Raw genomic sequence first — 21,008 nt, 5'->3', positions numbered from 1 at the left:
ATATGTCGGAATTAAATGAATTGTTAAGCGAGCAATTAGCGGTGTTCATCATGGGCTTTGCCGGGGTAATCTTACTGCTGGCTATTATGCTGATTGTCCAGGGTACCAAACTTCGCAGAATGCGGAGCAGATATGAAGCCATGATGAGCGGAAATGGAATAGAGGATCTGGAGAATCTGCTGGTCAACCTGAAGAATCAGGGGGATATGCTGGAGGAGGCCCAGCAGGAGCAAAAGGCGCTGCTTGAAGCTGCACAAACCAAAATGCGCGGCATGAAGTCTAAGGTGGCGATGAAACGCTATAATGCCTTTGGAGAACGCGGCAATGATCTGAGCTTCTCGCTTGCCATTCTGGATGACAACCATAGCGGAATTGTGCTGAGCAGTCTGCACAACCGCGAGAACTCATATATCTATGCTAAACCGCTTGAAAAGGGAGAGTCCCCGTATCCTCTATCTCCGGAGGAAAAAGAGGTCATTGCTCTCGCGTTGCAGCAGATCTAGAATGCAGGTTCCATTGCTTCAGGGCAGAGTAGAGGCTGGATGAAATAATATCTGACAAGCGCATTACCAGGCTTAATCTGGTGTTCTGCAATACGAAATACTCCATGAATCCTCCCACATTAACGATGCCGGTCAAATGGATATCACCAACTGGAGGAAGCTGTTTGTTGACCCCTGCGCCGGGACGCAGCGGACCTTCAACGACCTGGATGCAGCCGACGCTGGTGGATTGGCCGAGGCAGGCATCAATGGCAATGATGAACGGGTTAGCATGTTTTTGATACACAAGGGTGAGGGTCTCTTCCAGGTTAATGGCATGTACCGGCTCCTCCAACGTTCCATAGAGATGGAACAGCGGGCTGCGAAAGCGGGCCAGTGTCGTGCCGACCAAGGGGCCGAGGGAGTCACCGGTAGAGCGGTCTGTCCCCACGCAGATAATAACAATAGGCGTATCCGGGCGGGTGCGCGAAAAGTGGAACAGCAGACGGTGGGTAATGGCAGAATAGATATTGGGATCAGCATGTGATATTTTTAAACAGGATGGTTCTTGAAGTGGTGGAGCTTTGGAAGAGAAATTCATATAATCGTCCTTTCTGAGGCGGCGACTGCGAATCACGGGGAAAATCAGCTGAATAAGCGGTCTGTCTGCTAGGCTGCTGATTACCAAGGCTTACGTCCGCGAGAGAGTGTTTTGATGATCCTAGTATATGGATGGAAGTGGTTTTTTATACTATGGCCGCAATAGATAGGACCAATAGCCCAGGGGAGGCGTGAAGTGTGGAGGAAGAACTGCTGATAGCCTTTGATTCGACCCAGCAGGCGCTGCGCGCCGAAATGCTGCTTGAATATGCGGAGATTGAAATCGATATCTTCCCTACGCCAAAGGAGATCACCGCCGGCTGTGCGATGTCGATCCAATTCTGCCGGAGTGCGCTGGAACAGGTGCGGGTCATTGTGGCAGAGCAAAGTATAGAGATCCGCGGAATCTATGCCAAAGCTGCTATGGGAGACGGGTATATAGAGGTAGGGGAAGAAGGAGGGGTTCGATGAATAACTGGATACTGGAAACAACTGGCGGAGAAGCCCTCAAGGATGCAGTCCGCTTCAAGGATAGAATATGGGACTGGATAACCAATATGGATATGTGGGCCGCCGTGCTGTTTGCGGGGATACGGATTCTCCTGATCTTCATTCTGACCCGGGTGATTATCAGAGTGGTCTCGGGCGTTATTGACCGTTCCCTGGAGCGGGAGACGAGGGGTAGAATGTTAGCGAACAACCGCCGTTTCTCCACGGTAGGCGGACTGATGAAGAATGTGGTTAGCTTCTTCTGTAACTTCACCATGATTCTGCTGGTTCTGTCGGAGTTCAACTTCGATCTGAAGCCGCTTCTCGCCGGAGCAGGTGTAGTCGGGCTGGCTATAGGGTTCGGCGCACAAAGTTTGGTCAAAGATGTGATTACGGGCTTCTTTATCATTTTTGAGGATCAGTTTGCAGTGGGGGATGTTATCCAGAGCGGAACCTATAAGGGAACAGTAGAGATGATTGGCCTGAGGACGACAAGGCTATTAAGTGCTACGGGCGAGATACACATCATCCCTAACGGCACGATTGTAAATGTCACGAATTATTCGCTGGCGAATGCACTGGCTGTAGTAGATGTTCCGGTCAAAATAGAGCGCGGACTGGAAGCCACCCTGGCACTGATCGGCGAGGCGCTTCAGGGCATCGAGGAGCGGAGCTCCAGTGTCATTGCCTACCCTAATATTCTGGGAATCCAGTCGATGAGCACCTCGGAGTATGTCATCCGTGTAGCGGCGAATTGCCTGCCTAATGCCAGGGATGCTGCCGAGCGGCAGATTCAGAACGATATCAAGCATGCTCTGGAGAAGCAGAGCGCCCTAGAGGCCGCTAAGGCCAAGCAGGAGGCGTGTGAGCAGGCGGAGAGGGAGGCAAGAGAAGCTGAGGCAGCTCGTGAGCAGGAACGCGCAGAGGAAGCCCGTAGAGCCCGTAAGGAGCATGAGGCAAGCCCAAGACGACAGATGGCTGCCGCGCAAGAGGGAGAGAAGGGGGAAGAGTGATGGAACGCAAGGTATTCGGGCTGGGTGATATTGTACAGATGAAGAAGCAGCATCCCTGCGGGACGAACGAGATGGAGATTATTCGTATGGGGATGGATATCCGGATTAAGTGCACCGGCTGTCAGCATAGCGTCCTCATTCCCCGCGCCAAATTCGAGAAGAATCTGAAGAAGGTGCTGCAGTCAGCGGAAAGCGGAGCGGAGAATAATTAAGCTGGCGCAGGAAGGGAAGCGTAGGTTAATTATGCTTGCAATTGTGAGTTCAGCATGATATGATAACTCTTGCTGCGGAGAGGTACCCAAGAGGCCCAAGGGGGCTGACTCGAAATCAGTTAGGCGTGTCACAGCGTGCGTGGGTTCGAATCCCACCCTCTCCGCCACTTCAGCAATTATATACTTAAACTATGAGTCCTCCGTTTTGATACGGGGGCTTTTTTGTGTCTTATTACTTCGGTGCGCAGTCCAGATACAGGCATGCAAAAAGAGAGACCTTCTCAGGTCTCTCTTCCAGAGGCAGTACAGCAATGATGTTCGGAAGTCTCTGTCTATAGCCACTACTGTGATTGGGTATTGAAACCCGTGCTACGATAGCTGCTGAATTCAGAATCCCTGTGATCGTGTTCGTCTGCGACGTTCAACGGAACCACACCTCTCTTTTGTACTGCCTGGGTCTAGTATGTGCGGCCTTCAGGGTTTTATACCTGGCTGTACCAAATTAATGGACGCGGGCCTTCTCGACTTTTTTCCACTTGCGGTTCTGGTTGGTGGTTTCAGGGAAGGTGTCGCCTTTCTCCATCGTGATCTGCTTCGGATTCTGAATCTCGGTGTGGAAGCTCCGCGCTTCGCCTACTTCGGTGTAAATGCCCGGGTTGGGGGCTTTGTCGCCCTTTTCGTATTCCGTTTGTTCGCCCATTGGTGGATATCCCTCCTGTCATAGAATGATGAAGCCGTTATATTGTTGCCCTGGCTAGCAGGGATTACTCTGGGGTTCTTACGGAATCCGGCAACAGTTTTTTCTTGGGTCCAGCATCTGGAACGTATTAATAAAACTTGCAATCCTCTACTCAATTTGGTATATTGATTTGGTGCGAGTCTATGTTTGTGCTCGTTCCTTGCTCCTGACCTGATTAGGGGCCTCAGACCATAAGGAGGTGAAAATTATGCGCAAATATGAAGTCATGTACATTATTCGTCCTGACATTGAACAAGAAGCCGTTCAAGCAGCAGTCGAAAAATTCCAAGGCATCATCTCCAACGGCGGAGAAATTACAAAGCACGACGTACAAGGTAAACGCCGTCTTGCGTATGAGATCAAGAAACATCGTGATGGCGTTTTTGTTTTGGTTAACTTCAGTGCAGAACCTGCAGTAGTTACTGAACTTGAGCGTATCATGAAGATTTCTGACGAAGTAATTCGTTATCTCATTACGAACGACGTTGCCTAAGATATTGACAAGCTTTGTAACGAATCGCGCTATTAAGGAGGGGACCTAATTGTTGAACCGTATCATTCTGATCGGTCGGTTGACCCGTGACCCGGAACTTCGTTATACTCCTGCTGGTGTTGCCGTAACACAGTTTACGCTTGCCGTAGACCGTAACTTTACGGGCCAGAATGGTGAACGTGAAGCGGACTTTATCCCGGTAGTAACCTGGAGACAGCTGGCTGAGACCTGTGCCAATTACTTGCGCAAAGGAAGACTGGCAGCCGTAGAAGGACGCATCCAAGTACGGAATTACGAGAATAACGAAGGCAAACGTGTATACGTTACTGAAGTTATTGCCGATAATGTCCGTTTCCTGGAATCCGCGCAGAGCCGTGAAGGCGGAAATGCATCAAGTGGTGGAAGTATGCCTGAAGAGCCAGCCTTAGGTGGCGGCGGTAACGGTGGGAACAGTGCTCGCGGAAATGGAAATAACAATAATTTCTCGCGTAACAACAATACCCAAGATCCTTTTTCGGGCGATGGAAAACCGATCGATATATCGGACGATGATTTGCCATTTTAATAAGGAAGGACTGAACTGAACATGGCTTTCAAACCAAGAGAAGGTGCGGACAACGACAAAAGACCGGCACGTCGTGGTGGACGCAACAAGCGTAAAAAAGTGTGCTATTTCACTGTGAACAAGATTACTCACATTGATTATAAAGACACTGAGCTTCTTAAGAAGTTCATCAGCGAACGCGGAAAGATTTTGCCGCGTCGTGTAACAGGTACTAGTGCAAAATACCAACGCGCTCTGACTATTGCTGTAAAGCGCTCGCGTCAAATCGCGCTGCTGCCTTACACAACAGAATAGGACGTTTTATGAAGCAGCCGGCTTAGCCGGCTGCTTTTTTTTGGGTTTTAGCTGGAGTCCCAAAGGTGATAAACTGCTTCACTCTCCATTGACAAATAGATTCCAGATGTAGTAAATTACAGATATCCTATAACTAAAGGGGAAATTTTGATGTTGGTGAGCGTTCTTAACTAAGCAATTTCATATCGTTCCGGCTCTTAGCCGCCTAATGCTCTGATTTTTCCAAGGGCATGTCTTGTTAGAGTCTGTCCTGGTGACGTCTCTGACTGAATAGACCGCGGGCTGCTGGAATGAATGATTTAGTTAAGAACACACGCGAAGCGTCATGATGGCCTCTTTATCCGGCTATTGTTCTCTTTGTGATTAACCGTGCTCTTGCAGCACGGTTTTTTCTGTTTTCAGGAGTCTTTCCGTAAGGGGAGCCTTGAAGCTAAAGAGGATAAGTAGCAGCAAAAAGAGGGCGAAGACTGCCGTGGTGGCGGTTCTTTGCCCTCTTTTTGCGTTATGCGCAGTGGATTGGGATAAGAAACATACTTGTATACAAGGAGGAATTCAGCTTGAATCTACAAAGTCTGCACACACTGGAATATGAGACGATTAAGCAGGAATTGCTGCGTCATGCGGTATCTTATGAAGGAAGAAGGTATGTCAGCGAGCTAGAACCGATGGTCTACCTGCCAGCCATACACCGGGCGCTCGAGGAGGCGCAGGAAGCAAAGGAGCTGCTGGAGCGCGGAGCCAGTGTGCCGATTCCCTCGCTGGAAGGCATTGAATGGGTGCTGTCGTTACTCGGGACCGGATACATGTATAATGAGCAGGATTTCACCGCAGTTTCCCAGTTTCTGAACAGCTGCGGACAGCTGAGGAAGTACATGGCCGCCAAGGAGCAGATTGCGCCGCGCATCGCCGCTTACGGGGCATCCCTACAGGAGCTGAACGGGGTCCGTGATGAGATTGAACGTTGTATCCGGCTGGGGGTCATCGATGACCAGGCCAGCAAAGGACTGGAACGGGTACGCAAACGGCTGAAGGCTGCCAAGGAGCGCCTTCACCGGAAGCTGGAGGGCATCATGAACCGCCACAAATCGATTTTGCAGGATAGTCTGGTCAGTATGCGCGGCGGCCGTTATGTCATCCCGGTGAAACGGGAGTATCACAAGCAAATTAAGGGCTCGGTGCTGGACCAGTCCACCAGCGGGCAGACGGTATTCGTGGAGCCGGATGAGGTAGCCTCGCTTCAGGGGGAGATAGAGCTGCTAACTGCCGACGAGGCCCGTGAGGAAGGAATAATCCTGAGTATGCTGACAGGGCTGTTAGAGCAGGAGCAGGCCGCTATTCGGCTTAATATTGAGGTAACGGGCAGTTATGACTTTATTTTTGCCAAAGGGAAATACGCCCGGGTAATGGATGCGGGGCCAGTCGCTCTGAACGAACGCGGTTATCTGAGGATGAATGGCGGCCGGCACCCGCTGCTGAAGGAGATGGTGCCGGTCAGTCTGGAGCTGGGCCAGGGGTATAAATCGCTGATCGTAACCGGGCCGAATACAGGCGGCAAGACGGTTGTGCTCAAAACCTTGGGGCTGCTCGTATTAATGGCACAGTCCGGCCTGCTGATCCCGGTTGATCCCGGCAGCGACTTCCCCGTCTTCACCAATGTAATGAGCGTAATCGGAGACGGACAGAGCCTGACACAGTCCCTGAGTACCTTCTCGGCACAGATGAAGAGTATTGAAGGAATGCTCTATGATGCCGGCAGAGGCGTGCTGCTGCTAATTGATGAGCTGGCAGCGGGCACAGACCCCGGTGAAGGGTTCGCGCTGTCCATCGCGATTCTGGAGGAGCTGAACCGGAAGGGGGCCAATATCGTGGTAACGACCCACTTCAATGAGCTGAAGGCCTTCGCGGCCGCGACGTCAGGCTTCGAGAATGCGCGCATGGAGTTCGATAAGAATACTCTGCAGCCGCTGTATCAGCTGACGATTGGCGAGGCGGGCGAGAGCTATGCGCTACAGATCGCCGAGAAGCTGGGTATTGTCCATTCCGTCATTGAGCGGGCGAAACAGCTCGTTACAGAGCAGCAAGGGCACAGAGGCGGCCACAGCCCTTGGAAGGACGCTATCAGAGCTGCACAGAGGGCTAAAGCTGCAGAAGCTGGAATACCCCCAAGAGCGGACAGAACAGCTACTGGAGAGCATGGACATGGAAATGGAAAGGATGCAGTACAGGAGGAGAATGTTCGGAAACCTGAATTTGAGGTAGGGGATGCCGTCTATGTCAGCTCGCTAGGGCGCACGGGAATTGTCTATGAGAGGAAGGACAGCCGGGGGAGGGTCGGAGTGATGATTCAGCAGCAGAAGCTGAGCATTAACCATAAGCGGCTGAAGCCTTATCTGTCCAAGGAGGAGCTGTACCCGGAGGATTATGATTTTGATATTATTTTTGAGAGCAAGGAGACCCGGAAGAAGCGTAAGCTGATGCGGAAAAAGCATGTGGAGGGCCTGAGCATCATCCATCCCGGGGAGGAAAAATAAGACACTGCTGTACCTGGAGTCTGCCCGTCAGGGCAGGCTTTTTTCAATAAAGGAAGGGTTCTTGGCTGACCCAAAATAAATTAAAGACTTCACTTTACAGTGAATATTGTATATTCTCTATAATGTGGAATAATGAATTGTCCACAATCTGCATAATAGGCATTACAGTAAAATCTAGTGTAGAAACCGCTTACATTACTGTGTGGTCCAACCCGGGAGGGAAGAAATATATGTCAAACCGACTCATCGGCAGACTGATGCTACCGCTTGCGCTCTTGGTGGCATTGTCGGCATGCAATGGGCCAAGCCCGGCCGTCAAGAATGTTGTGGCGCGCCTTAGCCAAACAGCCGATGAACCCATTACAGGCGGAACTGTGACCTTTGGTTACCCGTCCACTTTTCAAGGTATCTTTGAACCAGCCTTCTTCGAAGGGGAAGATGATGCCAATGTGCTTGAGTTCACCACTGAGGGCATGTTTACCGTGAAGGATGATTTGTCTACGGCTCCTAATATCGCCAGCTGGCAGGAGTCTGAGGATCATACGGTGTTCACATTCACCATTAAGCCGGGGGTACGCTGGCATAACGGGGATGAGCTGACTGTAGAGGATTGGAAATTTGCCCTGGAGACTATCGCCAGCCCGGAGTATACGGGTTCCAGATACTATAGTGTTGAGATGATTAAGGGCGCTGAAGCATATCACCAGGGCCAGGCGAAGGAAATTACGGGGCTTAAGGTGATGGACCCTTATACGCTGCGCATTACAATGAATTCAGCACGGGTGAACGTGATTGATAATCTGTGGGCCTACCCGATGAACAAGCGATACTTCGAGGGAGTGGCAGTCAAGGACATGATGGACAGCGATCAGGTGCGCAAGCGGCCGATTGGTACCGGTCCGTTCATGGTAACCGGCATTGTGCCGGGCCAGACGGTGGAAATGAAACGGTTCGATAATTATTACAAGGGCGAGGCGCTTCTGGACGGGATTACGTACAAAGCGATTGACAACAAAGATATCACCGCTCTGCTTGAAGCAGGAACTGTGGATATGGCCACTTTGCCGCGTGATGCCTATGAGGCCGCAGGCCAACTGGACAATGTTCAGATTATGGTCACACCTGGACTGTCGTTTGAATATATCGGCTTTAAGTTTGGACACTGGGATGAGGCCAGCGGCCAGGTGGTAATGGATAATCCCAAGTTCCAGGAAAAACGTCTGCGTAAGGCGATGTATTATGCGCTTGACCGGCAAGGGATCATTGATCAATATTCCTATGGCCTGGGGACGCTTATTGAGACGCCCGTCCCTAGCTCCAGCTGGGCCAAGATAGCGGACGAGGAGATTGACACCTATCCCTATCTTCCAGAGAAGGCTAAGCAGCTGCTGGATGAGGCCGGATATCGGGATAAGGACGGGGACGGACTCCGCGAAGATCCCGGCGGCAAAAAGTTCGTTATTCATTATGATGCGATGAGCGGCAGTAAAACGGCCGAGGCGCGCACGGCAGCCATTCTCCAGAATTGGCGTGATGTGGGGCTGGATGTGCGGCTTAGCGGAGGAAGCCTGAAGGAGCTGAATGCCTTCTATGAAGCGGTGGAGTCAGACGATCCGGCAGTGGAGCTGTTCAACGGCGTATGGGGACTGGCCAGTGACCCTGATCCTTCGGGCTTATGGCGCGCTACCGATTCATGGAATTATCCCCGGTGGACCTCGAAGCGCAGTGAGGACCTGATCCGGGACGGAGTCAGCCTGAAGGCCTATGACAGGGACTTCCGCAAAGAGATCTATTATGAATGGCAGAAGCTGATCAATGATGAGGTTCCGATGATCTTTTTCGCAGAACGGTCGAATATTACTGCGGTGAATAAGCGGCTGCAGGGGATAACGATGAACACCTTAAGCAATATCATCGATCCGCAGAGCTGGTGGATTAAGGATACTGAATAGGCTAGGGAAGATGGTCTGATCTGCTGCGTAGAGCGGCTGTACAGACTGTCTTTTTTTATTTTTCTGCCTCAAAAAGAATCAAAACGGTGTTTGCTGCGTCATATACTTTATGGAATATTAGTGGCATGGATGCTGATGTTGTCGTTATTTGTTGTTTCTTTTTAGTTGTGAAGTGATTACAATAGAAATATTGTTTATGTGTCAAAGCCGTTTTCCAGGTTTATTCTACAATTAGAACGACCCGAATCCCGGAAAGGGGGAATAATACAATCTGAAGCAGGGCGGCGCATAGCAGCAAGAACAGCCCACCCATGACTGCCCTGGAAGCCCAGGCGGCCATTGTAAATAGATTACAGCAATGATATGTACATTCCACCATAAAGAAGGAATTAATAATGATGAATAAGATTAAAAAAATAAAGAAAAGATACATTGCGCTTATTCTGGTACTGGTGATTGCCGCCGGAGCGTTTCTGTTCCAGAAGCCGCTTGCTGTGCTGGCCTTTGACCTCTTTTTATCCGATCAGGTAGAGAAGAAGCTGACGGATGCATCCTATGTGCCTCTGGAGAATAACACCAGCAAGACACCAACTTCCGTTAAGGCTGAACCCGTGGCACTCAAAAACGATCCGTTCTCTCTGATGCTATTGGGTACAGATCAGCGGAAGAATGAAACCGCACGCTCCGATACCATGATGTATGCGGTGATCCGGCCGGAGGATTACAAGATTCTGCTGATCTCCATTCCCCGGGATACCTACACGGAAATCATCGGACATAACGGTGACAAGAAGGATAAGATCACACATGCTTACGCGTTCGGCGGCCAGCAAATGTCCAAGGATACGCTCGAAGCGCTGCTCGGCCACGATATTCAGTATTATGCCACTATTAACTTCCAAGGGTTGAAGGATGCCGTAGATGCCATTGGCGGAGTTCCGCTTCCGATCAAGAAGGATATTGTCAACAAAGGTGCTGACCATGAGAAATTCACGATCAAAGCCAATAAGTCGAATTACAGCGGGCAAGAGGCGCTCAACTATACGCGCTACCGTGAGGACAGCGACTTCAACCGGACGAAACGTCAACAGGTCTTTATTGATGTCGTAGCGAATAAAATGTTATCGATCAGCCAAATTGGCAATATCCCCGAGCTGCTGGACATTATGGGGGAGAATTTCAAAACGGATATTCAGCCCTCCATGATCATCAGTCTCGCCAAGAAGTTCATGGGCGGCAAGGATATGGATATCTCCAGCTTCACGGTGATGGGTGAAGGCAAGCGCATCGGCGGTGTCTACTACGATATTGTGAATGAAGAGGATCTGAACAAAGCCAAGGTACTGATTGACAACTGGATGAGTGCCAGTACACCGGTTGACCAGCTTATCGAACCAGGCAAGGCAGTGAACGCGCTGGAGCCTTCGGCTACACCCGCAGCACAATAAGGATTAGACCGGCCAGTCTTGCCGTTATAAAAACAGCAGCCATTCCCACAGGTTAATGGCTGCTGTTTACTGTCTTCATGCTATAATGGAATGGAACTAATTGTGCGTGCAGGCGTATAAGTACGGTGGGCTTTAGTGTGCAAGGAAGGTAGAGTAACATTCCTTCGGAATTCTTTGAGGAGGATCACGAGATGAATATTGCGTTTTTTTTACTTCCGAAGCAGGAGGTTGCATGCGTTACCATGGATTCGACGCTGCGCCAGACCCTGGAACGGATGGAGTTTCACCGCTATACCGCAGTACCGATCCTGATCCGGAACGGGGAATATGCCGGAACGGTTACAGAAGGTGATTTGCTCTGGTACATGAAGGAGTCGGGCGGCGCGGTCACTTTTGAGAATGCTTCCAAATTTCTGCTCAAGGATGTACCGCTGCGGATGAACAATCTGGCGGTCTCAATTGATGCGGATATGGAGGATCTGATTAATCTGGCCAAGGTGCAGAATTTTGTTCCGGTGGTCGATGACATGAAGCGGTTCATTGGTATTGTACGACGGAGCCAGATTATTGAATACTGCGAGAAGTTTGTCTCAAGGCAATCGCTCGAATCGTTATAAGGGGACCAGGGCCTGTATTTCCGGCGAAACGGAATGCGGGCCTTTTTTGAAAGAATGAAGGCTATATTCAGGGGTGGCAGGCGTCCGTGTGGCTCGGAAATTTTTATGCTATAATGGAGAATAATGCTTTTTGCCGGAGGTAGAGAGACAGTGCCCAATGTGCCGAAGGATCTGGATGTGGCCAAACGTGCCAAGGTAATTGAGTGGTTAAAGACGGAAGTAATTGATCAAGTCTCAAGGTTATTCAAAGCGCTGTGGGAAGGCAGTACCGCGCGTGTCGGCGACAGTCTGGCCAGTCTGATTATGAGTTCGTACATCTTGGGGCGCAGACTGGGCATCCCTTATCGCGAGCTGGATGATTTACTGCTGGAGAAGCTGAGAAAGCACAGGCAGGAAGGCCATCAGCTGGAAGAATGGTACCAGGATATATCTGCATTAGAAGAACATATGCGTAAGAGGTGAATACTGTTGAAATTTCGCTGGACATCTGTGGCTTGGAGCATAGCTTATCTGTTGCTGCTGTTATCCCTGTCAACCCCGCTATTGCTTATTACAACATTCTTTATGATTATTCCGGCCATAGTGCTCTTCACGACCCTTAACACCAAGCAGTTCATTCTGCATCTGTTACCGGTTCTGCTGATTGTGGGCCTGATTACCCCGATGTATATCCTGATTGCGGCCTATTTCCTGATCCCGGCGCTTGTGATGGGACGATGGTACAAGAAGCGTGCTTCAGCGATCTCTACACTGATTGCCGGCATGGTCGCTATACTAGCCGAATTCCTGCTGATTCTGCTAATCAGTACGGCGTTCCTTAAGTTTAATTTATACGACTATGTCTACGATGTCCTGCGGACTTATACGGAGTGGCTGACAAGTATGGGGGCAAGCAATCCGCTGCTGTCCGAGATCGCTATCTCCTCCGATCAGATTGGACAGATGAGCTGGCTGACGATTCAGGCGATTCCGATGACGCTGATCCTCAGTGCCTTCGTGATTGCTGTCATCACCCATTCGATTGTCCGCCCTATTCTGAACAGTATGGGATATGCGGTACCCAAGCTGAAGCCGGCGCGGGAATGGAGACTGGCCAAATCCTTCATCTGGTATTATCTGCTTGGCGTAGTAATCAGCCTGTTGTTCGGCGCTGCAGACAGCGGCTTCATGCTGATGGTCTCGGCCAATCTGCTGCCGCTGCTGCAGATTGCGTTCAAGATCCAGACCGTCGGCTTCCTCTTCTTCCTGGTGCATGAACGGAAGTGGAGCAAGATCATTGCCCTTCTGCTGGCGATACCTGTAATTGCTCTGCCGGGATTCTGGATTATTGGTGTGGTGGACCTGGCGTTTCCGCTGCGGGAGCTTGTCAAGAAATCGAAACGATAGGGTGAGAGCTCATGCCAAAATTTCTGCAAAGACGCTGGCACGGCTACCATACCGTGTGGGCGTTCTTACTGCTGCTGGTCCTGATTATAGTAGTCAGTGTCTATAACTGGGTCCTCGGTGTTGCCAGCCTCTTCCTGGCCGGCACATTGTGTTTCACCATGCTGCAGGCCGAGCTGTCGTTCCGCCGCAACCTTGTAGATTATATCAACGGTCTGTCCTTCCGCATCAAGCGGGTGGAGGGGGAGGCCGTAAGCATGCTTCCGCTCGGAATCATCCTGTACAGTGAGGACCGTGCGGTGGAATGGCATAACCGGAATGCCGGCCAGATCTTCTCCCGCAAGTCTCTTGTTGGTGAAGGTATGCAGGAGCTGATGCCGGAGGTGATGGCTTCGCTGCAGAATTTGCCGTCCAAGCGGGAACCGGTTAAGGAAGGTGTCCTGAAGGAACACCGCCATGAACTCACGGTCGATGACCGTTACTATGAGGTCGTGGTGATTCCAAGCGAACGCCTGCTGTATTTATTCGATATTACCGAGCTTGTTGTGCTGCGTGAGCGGTATGAGGAAGAGAAGCTGGCAATCGGAATTGTCATGATGGATAATCTGGACGAAGCCGCCCAGGGTATGGATGATCAGCAGCGCACTTCGCTGATTGCCAAGGTAGCCAGCGAGATTACTGAGTGGAGCAAGCAGTTCGAGGTCTATCTGCGCCGGTTGTCTTCCGAGCGGTATCTCATGCTGCTGAATCACCGCAGCCTTCAGGCCCTGGAGGAGAGCAGGTTCGTGGTGCTTGACGAGGTCCGCGAGATGACAGCCGATCTCAAGGTGCCGATGACGCTGAGTATAGGCCTTGCCTACGGCTCGGAATCGGCCAGCGAGCTGGGGGCGCTTGCCCAGTCGAGTCTGGACATGGCGCTCGGCAGAGGCGGGGACCAGGCCGCTGTGAAGGCGGGCCAGCGGCTCTCCTTCTACGGTGGCAAGAGCAATGCCGCAGAGAAACGCACCCGCGTCCGGGCGCGCGTGATCGCCCATGCCCTGCGGGATCTGATGCAGGAGAGCGACCGGGTGCTGATTATGGGGCACCGGATACCGGATATCGATGCGGTGGGAGCGGCGATCGGCTTGCTCAAGGCGGCGCAGATGTACAATGTGGAAGCCAGCATTGTGATGGAGACGCCGAATCCTTCGATTACCCGGATGATGGAGGAGATCCGCAAGGATGAGCCGCTCTACAAAACCTTCATCACGACAGAGCAGGCTCTCCAGGTGATGACGGAGCATACGCTGCTGATTGTTGTAGACACACACAAGGCCTCCATGACTATGGAGCCGAGACTGGTGCAGTATGCCAGCCGGATTGTAGTGGTAGACCATCACCGCCGGGGTGAAGAGTTCATTAATGACGCAGTGCTCGTGTATCTGGAGCCGTATGCTTCATCAACCTGTGAGCTGGTGACGGAGCTGCTGCAGTATATTCACGACAAGATTAAGCTCAGCCCGCTGGAAGCCACGATGCTGCTGGCCGGAATCACGGTCGATACGAAGCATTTCGCGCTGCACACAGGGTCGCGGACTTTCGAGGCCGCCGGGTTCCTGCGCCGGGTCGGGGCGGATACAATTCTGATCCAGCGTATGCTGAAGGAGGATCTGCAGGAGTACATCTCGAAGGCGGAGATCATCAAGCATGCGCGTATGGTGTATGACCAAATAGCGCTGGTGGTTACACAGTCCGGGATGAAGATCCCGCAGCTGCTGATCGCCCAGACGGCGGATACGCTGCTGGGGATGACGAATGTGGTCGCGTCCTTCGTCATCAGTGAGCGTCCTGACGGCCTGATTGGCATCAGCGCCCGTTCCCTGGGACGAATGAATGTACAGGTAGTGATGGAGAAGCTGGGCGGCGGCGGACATCTGTCTAACGCGGCTGTACAGCTTGAAGGAACAACGAAAGAAGCGGAAGCCAGGCTGCTCGCAGTGCTGGCCGAAATTGAAGCGAAAGAGGGGTTATTTGAATGAAGGTCATATTCTTGAAGGATGTTAAGGGGCAGGGCAAGAAGGGTCAGGTTAAAGAGGTATCGGAAGGCTATGCAGCCAATTTCCTGCTGCCGCGCGGGCTGGTTCGTCCGGCTACAGACGGCAATGTGAAGACACTGGAGAACCAGGCGGCAGCCGAACAGCGCCGCAAGGACCAGGAGAAGGAGGAAGCGGTACAGCTGGGCAAGAAGCTGGATGAGCTGACCCTGACTCTGAAGGCAAAAGCAGGTGAAGGCGGCCGTCTGTTCGGCGCGATCACCAGCAAGCAGATCGGCGAGACACTGGCAGCCTCGCAGGGAATCGTAATCGACAAGCGCAAAATTGAGTTGAGCGATTCGATCCGCCATGTAGGCACGTTCCAGGTAACGGTAAAGCTGCATACTGAAGTAAAGGCTAACCTCACGGTTCAGGTAACGGAGGAGTAAGATGGGTGGAGATCTCTTTTTCGATCGGGTTCCCCCGCAGAATCTGGAGGCAGAACAGGCCGTACTGGGTGCAGTTCTACTGTCGGATGAGGCGCTAATTACCGCGATGGAGCGGGTGAATACCGAAGACTTCTACGACAAACCGCATCAGATGATATTTGAGGCGATGGTGCAGCTCGGAGAAGAGAGCCAGCCGATTGATCTGATTACATTGACATCCCGGCTCCAGGATAAAGGGGAGCTTGAGGATATCGGCGGCGTCAGCTATCTGGCTAAGCTGGCGCATGCGGTGCCGACTGCGGCCAACGTCGAATATTATGCCCAGATTATTGAAGAGAAGGCGATGCTGCGGCGGCTGATCCGCACAGCAACGCAGATTGTCAGCGAAGGCTATACCGGCGGCGAAGATGTAGGCATTATGCTGAGTGACGCCGAACGGCGAATCCTGGAGATCTCGAACCGCCGCAGCGGCAGCGGGTTCATCGCCATCCGCGATGTGCTGATGCAGGTATTCGACCGGGTAGAGCTGCTCCATCAGAATAAGGGTGGAACCTCGGGGATTCCAAGCGGCTTCGTGGATCTTGACCACATGACGAACGGTTTCCAGCGCAATGACTTAATTATTGTGGCGGCCCGTCCTTCCGTCGGGAAGACGGCCTTCGCTCTGAATATCGCCCAGAATGTGGCGGTCCGGGCGAAGGAGACGGTAGCCATCTTCAGTCTGGAAATGTCGGCGCCCCAGCTGGTTCAGCGTATGATCTGCGCGGAGGCCAATCTGGATGCCAATATTATGCGTACCGGTGATTTCAAAAGCGATGATGACTGGTCTAAGCTCACGATGGGTATCCAGTCGCTGTCCGAGTCCGAAATCTACATTGACGACACTCCCGGCATTACGGTTACCGATATCCGGGCGAAATGCCGCCGGCTGAAGAAGGAAAAAGGGCTCGGAATGATTGTCATCGATTACCTGCAGCTCATTCAGGGCCGGGGCAAGGCTGGCGAGAACCGCCAGCAGGAGGTATCGGAAATCTCCCGTACCCTGAAGCAGATCGCCCGTGAGCTTGACGTTCCCGTCATTGCCCTGTCCCAGCTCAGCCGCGGTGTGGAGCAGCGTCAGGACAAACGGCCGATGATGAGTGACCTTCGTGAATCAGGCTCCATCGAGCAGGATGCCGATATTGTAGCGTTCCTGTACCGTGATGATTATTACAATCAGGATACCGAGAAGAAGAATATTATCGAAATTATTATCGCCAAGCAGCGTAACGGTCCGGTGGGGACGGTGGAGCTTGTGTTCCTTAAGAACTTTAACAAGTTCGTTAACTACGAGCGGGCCCAGGCAGAACCCTTCGCGGGTTAGGCAAATTTCGCACAATACACGAACGATCGCACATTTCAGTCTGTGATCGTTCGTTTTTATTTGACTTTAAAAAGTGCCGCTGTTACACTGATTATTGTGCTTTGGCGGCCTGACCGCCTGGTATCCGGAGGGCTGCGTACAGGATGAAGCGCGTACAAAGCTCCTATGATAAACGGAAAAATAATGGTGCTTGCTAGCACCTACGGAGGAATGAACATGTCAACGGTAGTCGTCGTGGGAACACAATGGGGAGACGAAGGCAAAGGGAAGATCACGGATTTTCTGGCGGAAAGTGCAGATGTGGTCGCCCGGTATCAAGGGGGGAACAATGCCGGTCACACGATTCTGATTGACGGAAAGAAGTTCAAGCTGAGCTTGATTCCATCTGGTGTATTTTATAAAGAGAAGACTTGTGTTATCGGCAACGGAATGGTTATCAACCCGGAAGCGCTGATCCAAGAAATTAATTATATTCATGACAATGGCTTTGATACGAAGAACCTGGTAATCAGCGATCGTGCGCATGTCATTATGCCTTATCATATGGTGCTGGATGCACTTGAGGAAGACCGCAAAGGCCCGAACAAAATCGGTACAACACGCAAGGGGATTGGCCCGTGCTACATGGATAAGGCTGCCCGTAACGGCATCCGGATTGCCGATCTGATGGACGCTGAGGAATTCGAGCTGAGACTTCGTCCGCTGATGGAAGAGAAGAATCAGGTGATCACTCAGGTATACGGCGCAGAGCCGCTGAATGTGGAAGAGATTCTGACCAAATATCTGGAGTATGCAGAAGTGCTGCGCGGCTATGTAACCGATACTTCGGTGGTGCTGAATGATGCGATTGATGCGGATTGCCGTGTACTGTTCGAAGGCGCGCAGGGCGTAATGCTTGATATCGACCAGGGAACTTATCCGTTCGTTACTTCATCGAATCCGTCGGCTGGCGGCGTCTGCATCGGCTCGGGCGTTGGCCCGTCCAAGATCAAGCAGGTTATCGGTGTGGCGAAGTCGTATACCACCCGTGTCGGCGACGGCCCGTTCCCTACCGAGCTGAACGATGCTACCGGTGATTATATCCGTGAGACCGGGCATGAGTACGGTACGGTAACCGGACGCGCCCGCCGCGTAGGCTGGTTCGACAGTGTGGTTGTGCGTCATGCCCGCCGCGTCAGCGGAATTACCGGCCTGTCGCTGAACTCGCTGGACGTATTGAGCGGCCTTGAGACTGTGAAGATCTGCACCGGCTACAAGTTCCGTGGAGATATTATCACACATTACCCGGCGAGCCTGAAAATGCTGGCAGAATGTGAAGCGGTCTACGAGGAGCTTCCAGGCTGGAGTGAGGACATCACTTCGGCGAAGACACTGGAGGATCTGCCGGCCAACACACGCAAATATGTGGAACGTGTATCAGAGCTGACGGGTATTCCGATCTCGATCTTCTCCGTGGGCCGTAACCGTGAACAGACCAATCAAGTGCTGCCAATCTATATCTAGACTGGGCAGAACTGAATAGATACGTATAGGAGCAGGGGCCTCGGTGAGGCTCCTGTTTCTGTATGTCTGGATGATTTTTCAGCAGGTGAATAGCTTTTCTGTGCTTCAGGGACGTTTCCCGGGCGTTGTTCTAGTCAATACTGTGAGAATGGGATCATAGCGAACTGATTCTTTAGAGATTGAATAGAGCAGGGTGTAGGGGAGTGATGATGGTGAAAATAGTGAAGCGAGCACTTAGCGTCTGCCTGATTGTGGTGCTGGCCAGCGGACTGTCTATGTTGACAACGGCTTATGTGGTGAATACGTATATCCAGTCGGTGCTGGCCAGCTTCGATATCAAACTGGATGGGCCGGGACCGGGAATCGGCGGCTTCGTGAAGAGTATGACAGGAATGGGCGGCAGCGGGGCTACCTCCAAGGAGAACTCCAAAGCGGCATCAAGCGAGCCTAAGAACTCCACCAAGGAGGCGGATTCGAGCAAGGTCGACGGGGAGAAGAAGGATAGCAGTGGCGGGAAATCCGGCAATATTCAAGAGAAACCGGTGGATGAGACAGTGCCGGATAATGCGCTGCCTGTGATGGGACAAGCCGCTGCGGGAGAAGAACAAAGTGTGCGTGGGCAGGACCAGAACCTGGTGATGACTCCGGAGGCTATGAACGAGTTGAAGGAGAATCTTCCTGCTAATGAGAAATCCAATATTTTCAATATTCTGATGAACAAGCTTCCCCAGGAGGAAATGATCAAGATCTCCGCTGCCCTGGAGGGCGGCTTGACAGAGAGCGAAGTAACGGAACTGCAGGGAATCATTGAGAAATATGTAGATAAGGATGAATATAAGGCGCTGATGAAAATGCTTACACCGGACAGCCAGGGAACAAATCAGAATTAATAATTGTCACTTTTTGGACACGACATCGCCGTTTAAAACGCATATTATGGGAATAAACCCGCGAATTTCGCGGGTTTTGCTGTGGGATCAAAGTTGAAATTTTTCTTCAGGCTATGGTACAGTAAAAAAGGACTAATAAGGGTTAATATTTTGTAACCTTTTCCGTCTGCGTCATACAGTCATATTCTTAGTCATGCAAATCAACGCGCGAAGTATATAAATTCTTGTTTTTACAGCTGAAAGGGAGAGTTTCATGAAAGGATTTAAGTTTATGCGCCGGATGGGGAACCTACGGGACCGCGTAGAAGCCTCCGCAGGATCTGGTGCAGCAGGTGAACAAGGCAAGGATGCAATAACAACGGGTGAACCCCGCGTCTTTCAACCGGAGATGAAATCCCGGCGTCGCCGGCGTTCATGGCTGCTGGCTTCAGCCGGTCTGATTCTTCTGACCACCTTCCTGGTAGGGGCACAGAAGAGGCAGGTAACAGCGAATACCGTCACCTATTACAAAGTGCTGGTGAACGGCGAGGAGATTGGAGCACTGAACCAGCAAGCAGATTTGAACAAGCTGTTTGAGGAGAAGAGACGGGAATATCAGCTCAAGTATCCTGACTCTGTAATGGTACTGCAAACCGGGGGCATCACTACCGAGGCCCAGCGGGCTTACAAGCCGGAGGTTAACAGCGAAGCTACACTGGACAAGCTGGATGGTATGCTCAAAGCATATGCCGTAGGCGTACAACTGGCTGTAGACGGGGAACCGCTCGGGATCGTGAAGGATCAGGAGACGGCAGCGGCGGTGCTTCAGGCTGTCAAGGCGCATTATGCTCCGCAGAATGCTGTAGCTTCGGGAGCGAAGCTGAAGAAAACGGCTGCCAAGGCTGGAGCAGCTGGTTCAGCCGCCAATGATCAGGTGGAGTCGGTCAAGATTCGGGAAGAAGTTAACATCGTGCCGGTGAAGGCAGATCCTAATAAGGTACTTAGTGTAGAAGAAGCAGTGAAGGTACTGACTGAAGGCAGGGAGGCGCCTCTGCGCTATGCTGTTCAGGAAGGCGACACCGTCTCCGCCATCGCTTCCCGGTTCAACATCACCCAGGCTGAGATCTTCGGCAATAATCCCGGAGTGAAGGAGCTTAGCCTGCAGATTGGGGATCAATTGCAGCTAACGGTGCCACAGCCTGACCTGACGGTAGTGACCGTAGAACAGGTAACTGAAGAGGTGGTCACGGAGCCTGAGGTTATCATCCGCAAGAGCGACCAGCTGCCGGCAGGCAAGCGGAAGGTAGTCCGCCCCGGACAAACCGGGCTCAAAACGATGCAGTACAGGCTGACCAAGGAGAACGGACAGGTGGTTCAGGAGGAGTGGCTGGGTCAGAGCGTCGTGAAGGCTGCTCTGCCTGAAGTGGTCTATTCCGGCACCAAGGTTGTAGGTGAAGGCACAGGAATGTTCGCCTGGCCGGTTAGCGGAGCGATGATCTCCAGCAGCTACGGCGAGCGTTGGGGACGAGCACACAAAGGAGTCGATCTGGTATCGGGCAACCGCACGATCAAGGCTGCGGATGCTGGGACGGTAAGCTTCGCCGGCGTCCAGAACGGTTACGGCAATGTGGTGATCGTTAACCATAACAACGGATACGTTACGTACTATGGGCATTTAAGCAGCATCTCGGTCTCCGCCGGACAGAAGCTGGGTCAGGGCAGCTCCATCGGCATTATGGGCAGCACCGGGCGCTCGACGGGGACGCACCTGCATTTCGAGATCCGCAAGAACGGGACTGCTATCAATCCGATGAAATTCCTGAAATAATGAGTAACAGCTAAGCTTCCATTCTATAATTCTTCTCCGCCGTCCGGATCATTTCGGGCGGTTTTTATTTCTCTTTGAACTGGTACCTTATTTAGATGTGACGTCAAGGCAGGTATGTTAAAATAAAGGAATCAGGGTTTTGAGTATCGTTTAGAAAGGTGAAGCT

At 51.8% G+C, this 21,008-nt stretch carries 21 protein-coding genes and 1 tRNA gene; 20 read left to right on the top strand and 2 right to left on the bottom strand.

Annotation, left to right across the window (positions count from 1 at the left end; all coding sequences use genetic code 11):
- Positions 1-2 precede the first annotated feature (2 nt).
- Entirely contained in the window at positions 3-503 is a 501-nt protein-coding gene (locus NST43_RS31335) for a DUF4446 family protein (RefSeq protein WP_209987391.1), read from the top strand.
- Here the strand turns inward: NST43_RS31335 and yyaC are convergent.
- On the bottom strand, positions 475-1,083 hold the full coding sequence (gene yyaC, locus NST43_RS31330; protein WP_209987552.1) for a spore protease YyaC: 609 nt from the start codon (positions 1,081-1,083) through the stop codon (positions 475-477). The two genes, NST43_RS31335 and yyaC, sit on opposite strands and share 29 nt — an antisense overlap.
- Positions 1,084-1,280: 197 nt before the next feature.
- Between yyaC and NST43_RS31325 the strand changes: the two genes are divergently transcribed.
- The 4 genes from NST43_RS31325 (at position 1,281) to NST43_RS31310 (ending at position 2,963) form a co-directional block, all read left to right on the top strand.
- A complete protein-coding gene (locus tag NST43_RS31325) occupies positions 1,281-1,553 on the top strand; it encodes a DUF3343 domain-containing protein (RefSeq protein ID WP_339221416.1) in 273 nt (90 codons plus the stop codon).
- The gene (locus NST43_RS31320) at positions 1,550-2,584 is read left to right on the top strand and encodes a mechanosensitive ion channel family protein (RefSeq protein WP_339221415.1); all 1,035 of its coding nucleotides are present in this window, start codon (positions 1,550-1,552) and stop codon (positions 2,582-2,584) included. The genes NST43_RS31325 and NST43_RS31320 overlap by 4 nt, the downstream gene beginning before the upstream one ends.
- On the top strand, positions 2,584-2,796 hold the full coding sequence (locus NST43_RS31315; RefSeq protein WP_209987549.1) for a DUF951 family protein: 213 nt from the start codon (positions 2,584-2,586) through the stop codon (positions 2,794-2,796). The genes NST43_RS31320 and NST43_RS31315 overlap by 1 nt, the downstream gene beginning before the upstream one ends.
- 76 nt (positions 2,797-2,872) lie before the next feature.
- Positions 2,873-2,963 (top strand) — tRNA-Ser (locus NST43_RS31310).
- Positions 2,964-3,298: 335 nt separating this feature from the next.
- On the opposite strand, the gene NST43_RS31305 is transcribed toward NST43_RS31310, so the two are convergent.
- Positions 3,299-3,496 carry a YjzC family protein gene (locus NST43_RS31305; protein ID WP_209987382.1) on the bottom strand — a complete coding sequence of 66 codons (198 nt, stop codon included), beginning with the start codon at positions 3,494-3,496 and terminating at the stop codon, positions 3,299-3,301.
- Positions 3,497-3,743: 247 nt separating this feature from the next.
- Here NST43_RS31305 and rpsF point away from each other — a divergent pair, with 247 nt between their 5' ends.
- From rpsF to NST43_RS31230, 15 genes are all read left to right on the top strand, one after another.
- The gene (rpsF, locus tag NST43_RS31300; protein ID WP_036699842.1) at positions 3,744-4,028 is read left to right on the top strand and encodes a 30S ribosomal protein S6; all 285 of its coding nucleotides are present in this window, start codon (positions 3,744-3,746) and stop codon (positions 4,026-4,028) included.
- Positions 4,029-4,077: 49 nt separating this feature from the next.
- Positions 4,078-4,593: a single-stranded DNA-binding protein gene (ssb, locus tag NST43_RS31295; protein WP_173134671.1), complete on the top strand. Its 516-nt coding sequence runs from the start codon at positions 4,078-4,080 to the stop codon at positions 4,591-4,593.
- A 21-nt stretch (positions 4,594-4,614) separates the two neighbouring features.
- Positions 4,615-4,887, top strand: a complete 273-nt coding sequence (rpsR, locus tag NST43_RS31290) for a 30S ribosomal protein S18 (protein WP_036699837.1) — start codon at positions 4,615-4,617, stop codon at positions 4,885-4,887.
- Positions 4,888-5,444: 557 nt separating this feature from the next.
- Positions 5,445-7,418 (top strand): DNA mismatch repair protein MutS, encoded by a 1,974-nt coding sequence (locus tag NST43_RS31285; protein ID WP_339221411.1) that lies wholly within the window; start codon positions 5,445-5,447, stop codon positions 7,416-7,418.
- 230 nt (positions 7,419-7,648) lie between these two features.
- The gene (opp4A, locus tag NST43_RS31280; protein WP_339221409.1) at positions 7,649-9,370 is read left to right on the top strand and encodes an oligopeptide ABC transporter substrate-binding protein; all 1,722 of its coding nucleotides are present in this window, start codon (positions 7,649-7,651) and stop codon (positions 9,368-9,370) included.
- A gap of 395 nt (positions 9,371-9,765) precedes the next feature.
- Positions 9,766-10,818, top strand: a complete 1,053-nt coding sequence (locus NST43_RS31275) for an LCP family protein (RefSeq protein ID WP_339221407.1) — start codon at positions 9,766-9,768, stop codon at positions 10,816-10,818.
- A 191-nt stretch (positions 10,819-11,009) separates the two neighbouring features.
- Positions 11,010-11,435, top strand: a complete 426-nt coding sequence (locus tag NST43_RS31270) for a CBS domain-containing protein (RefSeq protein WP_339221406.1) — start codon at positions 11,010-11,012, stop codon at positions 11,433-11,435.
- A 159-nt stretch (positions 11,436-11,594) separates the two neighbouring features.
- Positions 11,595-11,897 carry a MazG-like family protein gene (locus NST43_RS31265; RefSeq protein WP_206105356.1) on the top strand — a complete coding sequence of 101 codons (303 nt, stop codon included), beginning with the start codon at positions 11,595-11,597 and terminating at the stop codon, positions 11,895-11,897.
- Positions 11,898-11,924: 27 nt separating this feature from the next.
- Positions 11,925-12,821, top strand: coding sequence for a DUF2232 domain-containing protein (locus NST43_RS31260; RefSeq protein WP_339221405.1), 897 nt, complete (start codon positions 11,925-11,927; stop codon positions 12,819-12,821).
- A gap of 11 nt (positions 12,822-12,832) precedes the next feature.
- Positions 12,833-14,836, top strand: coding sequence for a DHH family phosphoesterase (locus tag NST43_RS31255; RefSeq protein WP_339221403.1), 2,004 nt, complete (start codon positions 12,833-12,835; stop codon positions 14,834-14,836).
- Positions 14,833-15,279, top strand: coding sequence for a 50S ribosomal protein L9 (rplI, locus tag NST43_RS31250; RefSeq protein ID WP_209987362.1), 447 nt, complete (start codon positions 14,833-14,835; stop codon positions 15,277-15,279). The genes NST43_RS31255 and rplI overlap by 4 nt, the downstream gene beginning before the upstream one ends.
- Before the next feature lies 1 nt (position 15,280).
- Positions 15,281-16,642 (top strand): replicative DNA helicase, encoded by a 1,362-nt coding sequence (gene dnaB / locus NST43_RS31245; protein ID WP_209987359.1) that lies wholly within the window; start codon positions 15,281-15,283, stop codon positions 16,640-16,642.
- Positions 16,643-16,858: 216 nt separating this feature from the next.
- Entirely contained in the window at positions 16,859-18,145 is a 1,287-nt protein-coding gene (locus NST43_RS31240; protein WP_339221401.1) for an adenylosuccinate synthase, read from the top strand.
- A gap of 206 nt (positions 18,146-18,351) precedes the next feature.
- Positions 18,352-19,035, top strand: coding sequence for a hypothetical protein (locus tag NST43_RS31235; protein ID WP_339221399.1), 684 nt, complete (start codon positions 18,352-18,354; stop codon positions 19,033-19,035).
- A gap of 253 nt (positions 19,036-19,288) precedes the next feature.
- Positions 19,289-20,842, top strand: a complete 1,554-nt coding sequence (locus NST43_RS31230; protein WP_339221398.1) for a M23 family metallopeptidase — start codon at positions 19,289-19,291, stop codon at positions 20,840-20,842.
- Positions 20,843-21,008 lie beyond the last annotated feature (166 nt).

This window comes from Paenibacillus sp. FSL H8-0332, from assembly GCF_037963835.1.
GTDB lineage: Bacteria > Bacillota > Bacilli > Paenibacillales > Paenibacillaceae > Paenibacillus_AQ > Paenibacillus_AQ rhizoplanae.
This window is presented reverse-complemented; position numbering and strand designations above follow the sequence as displayed.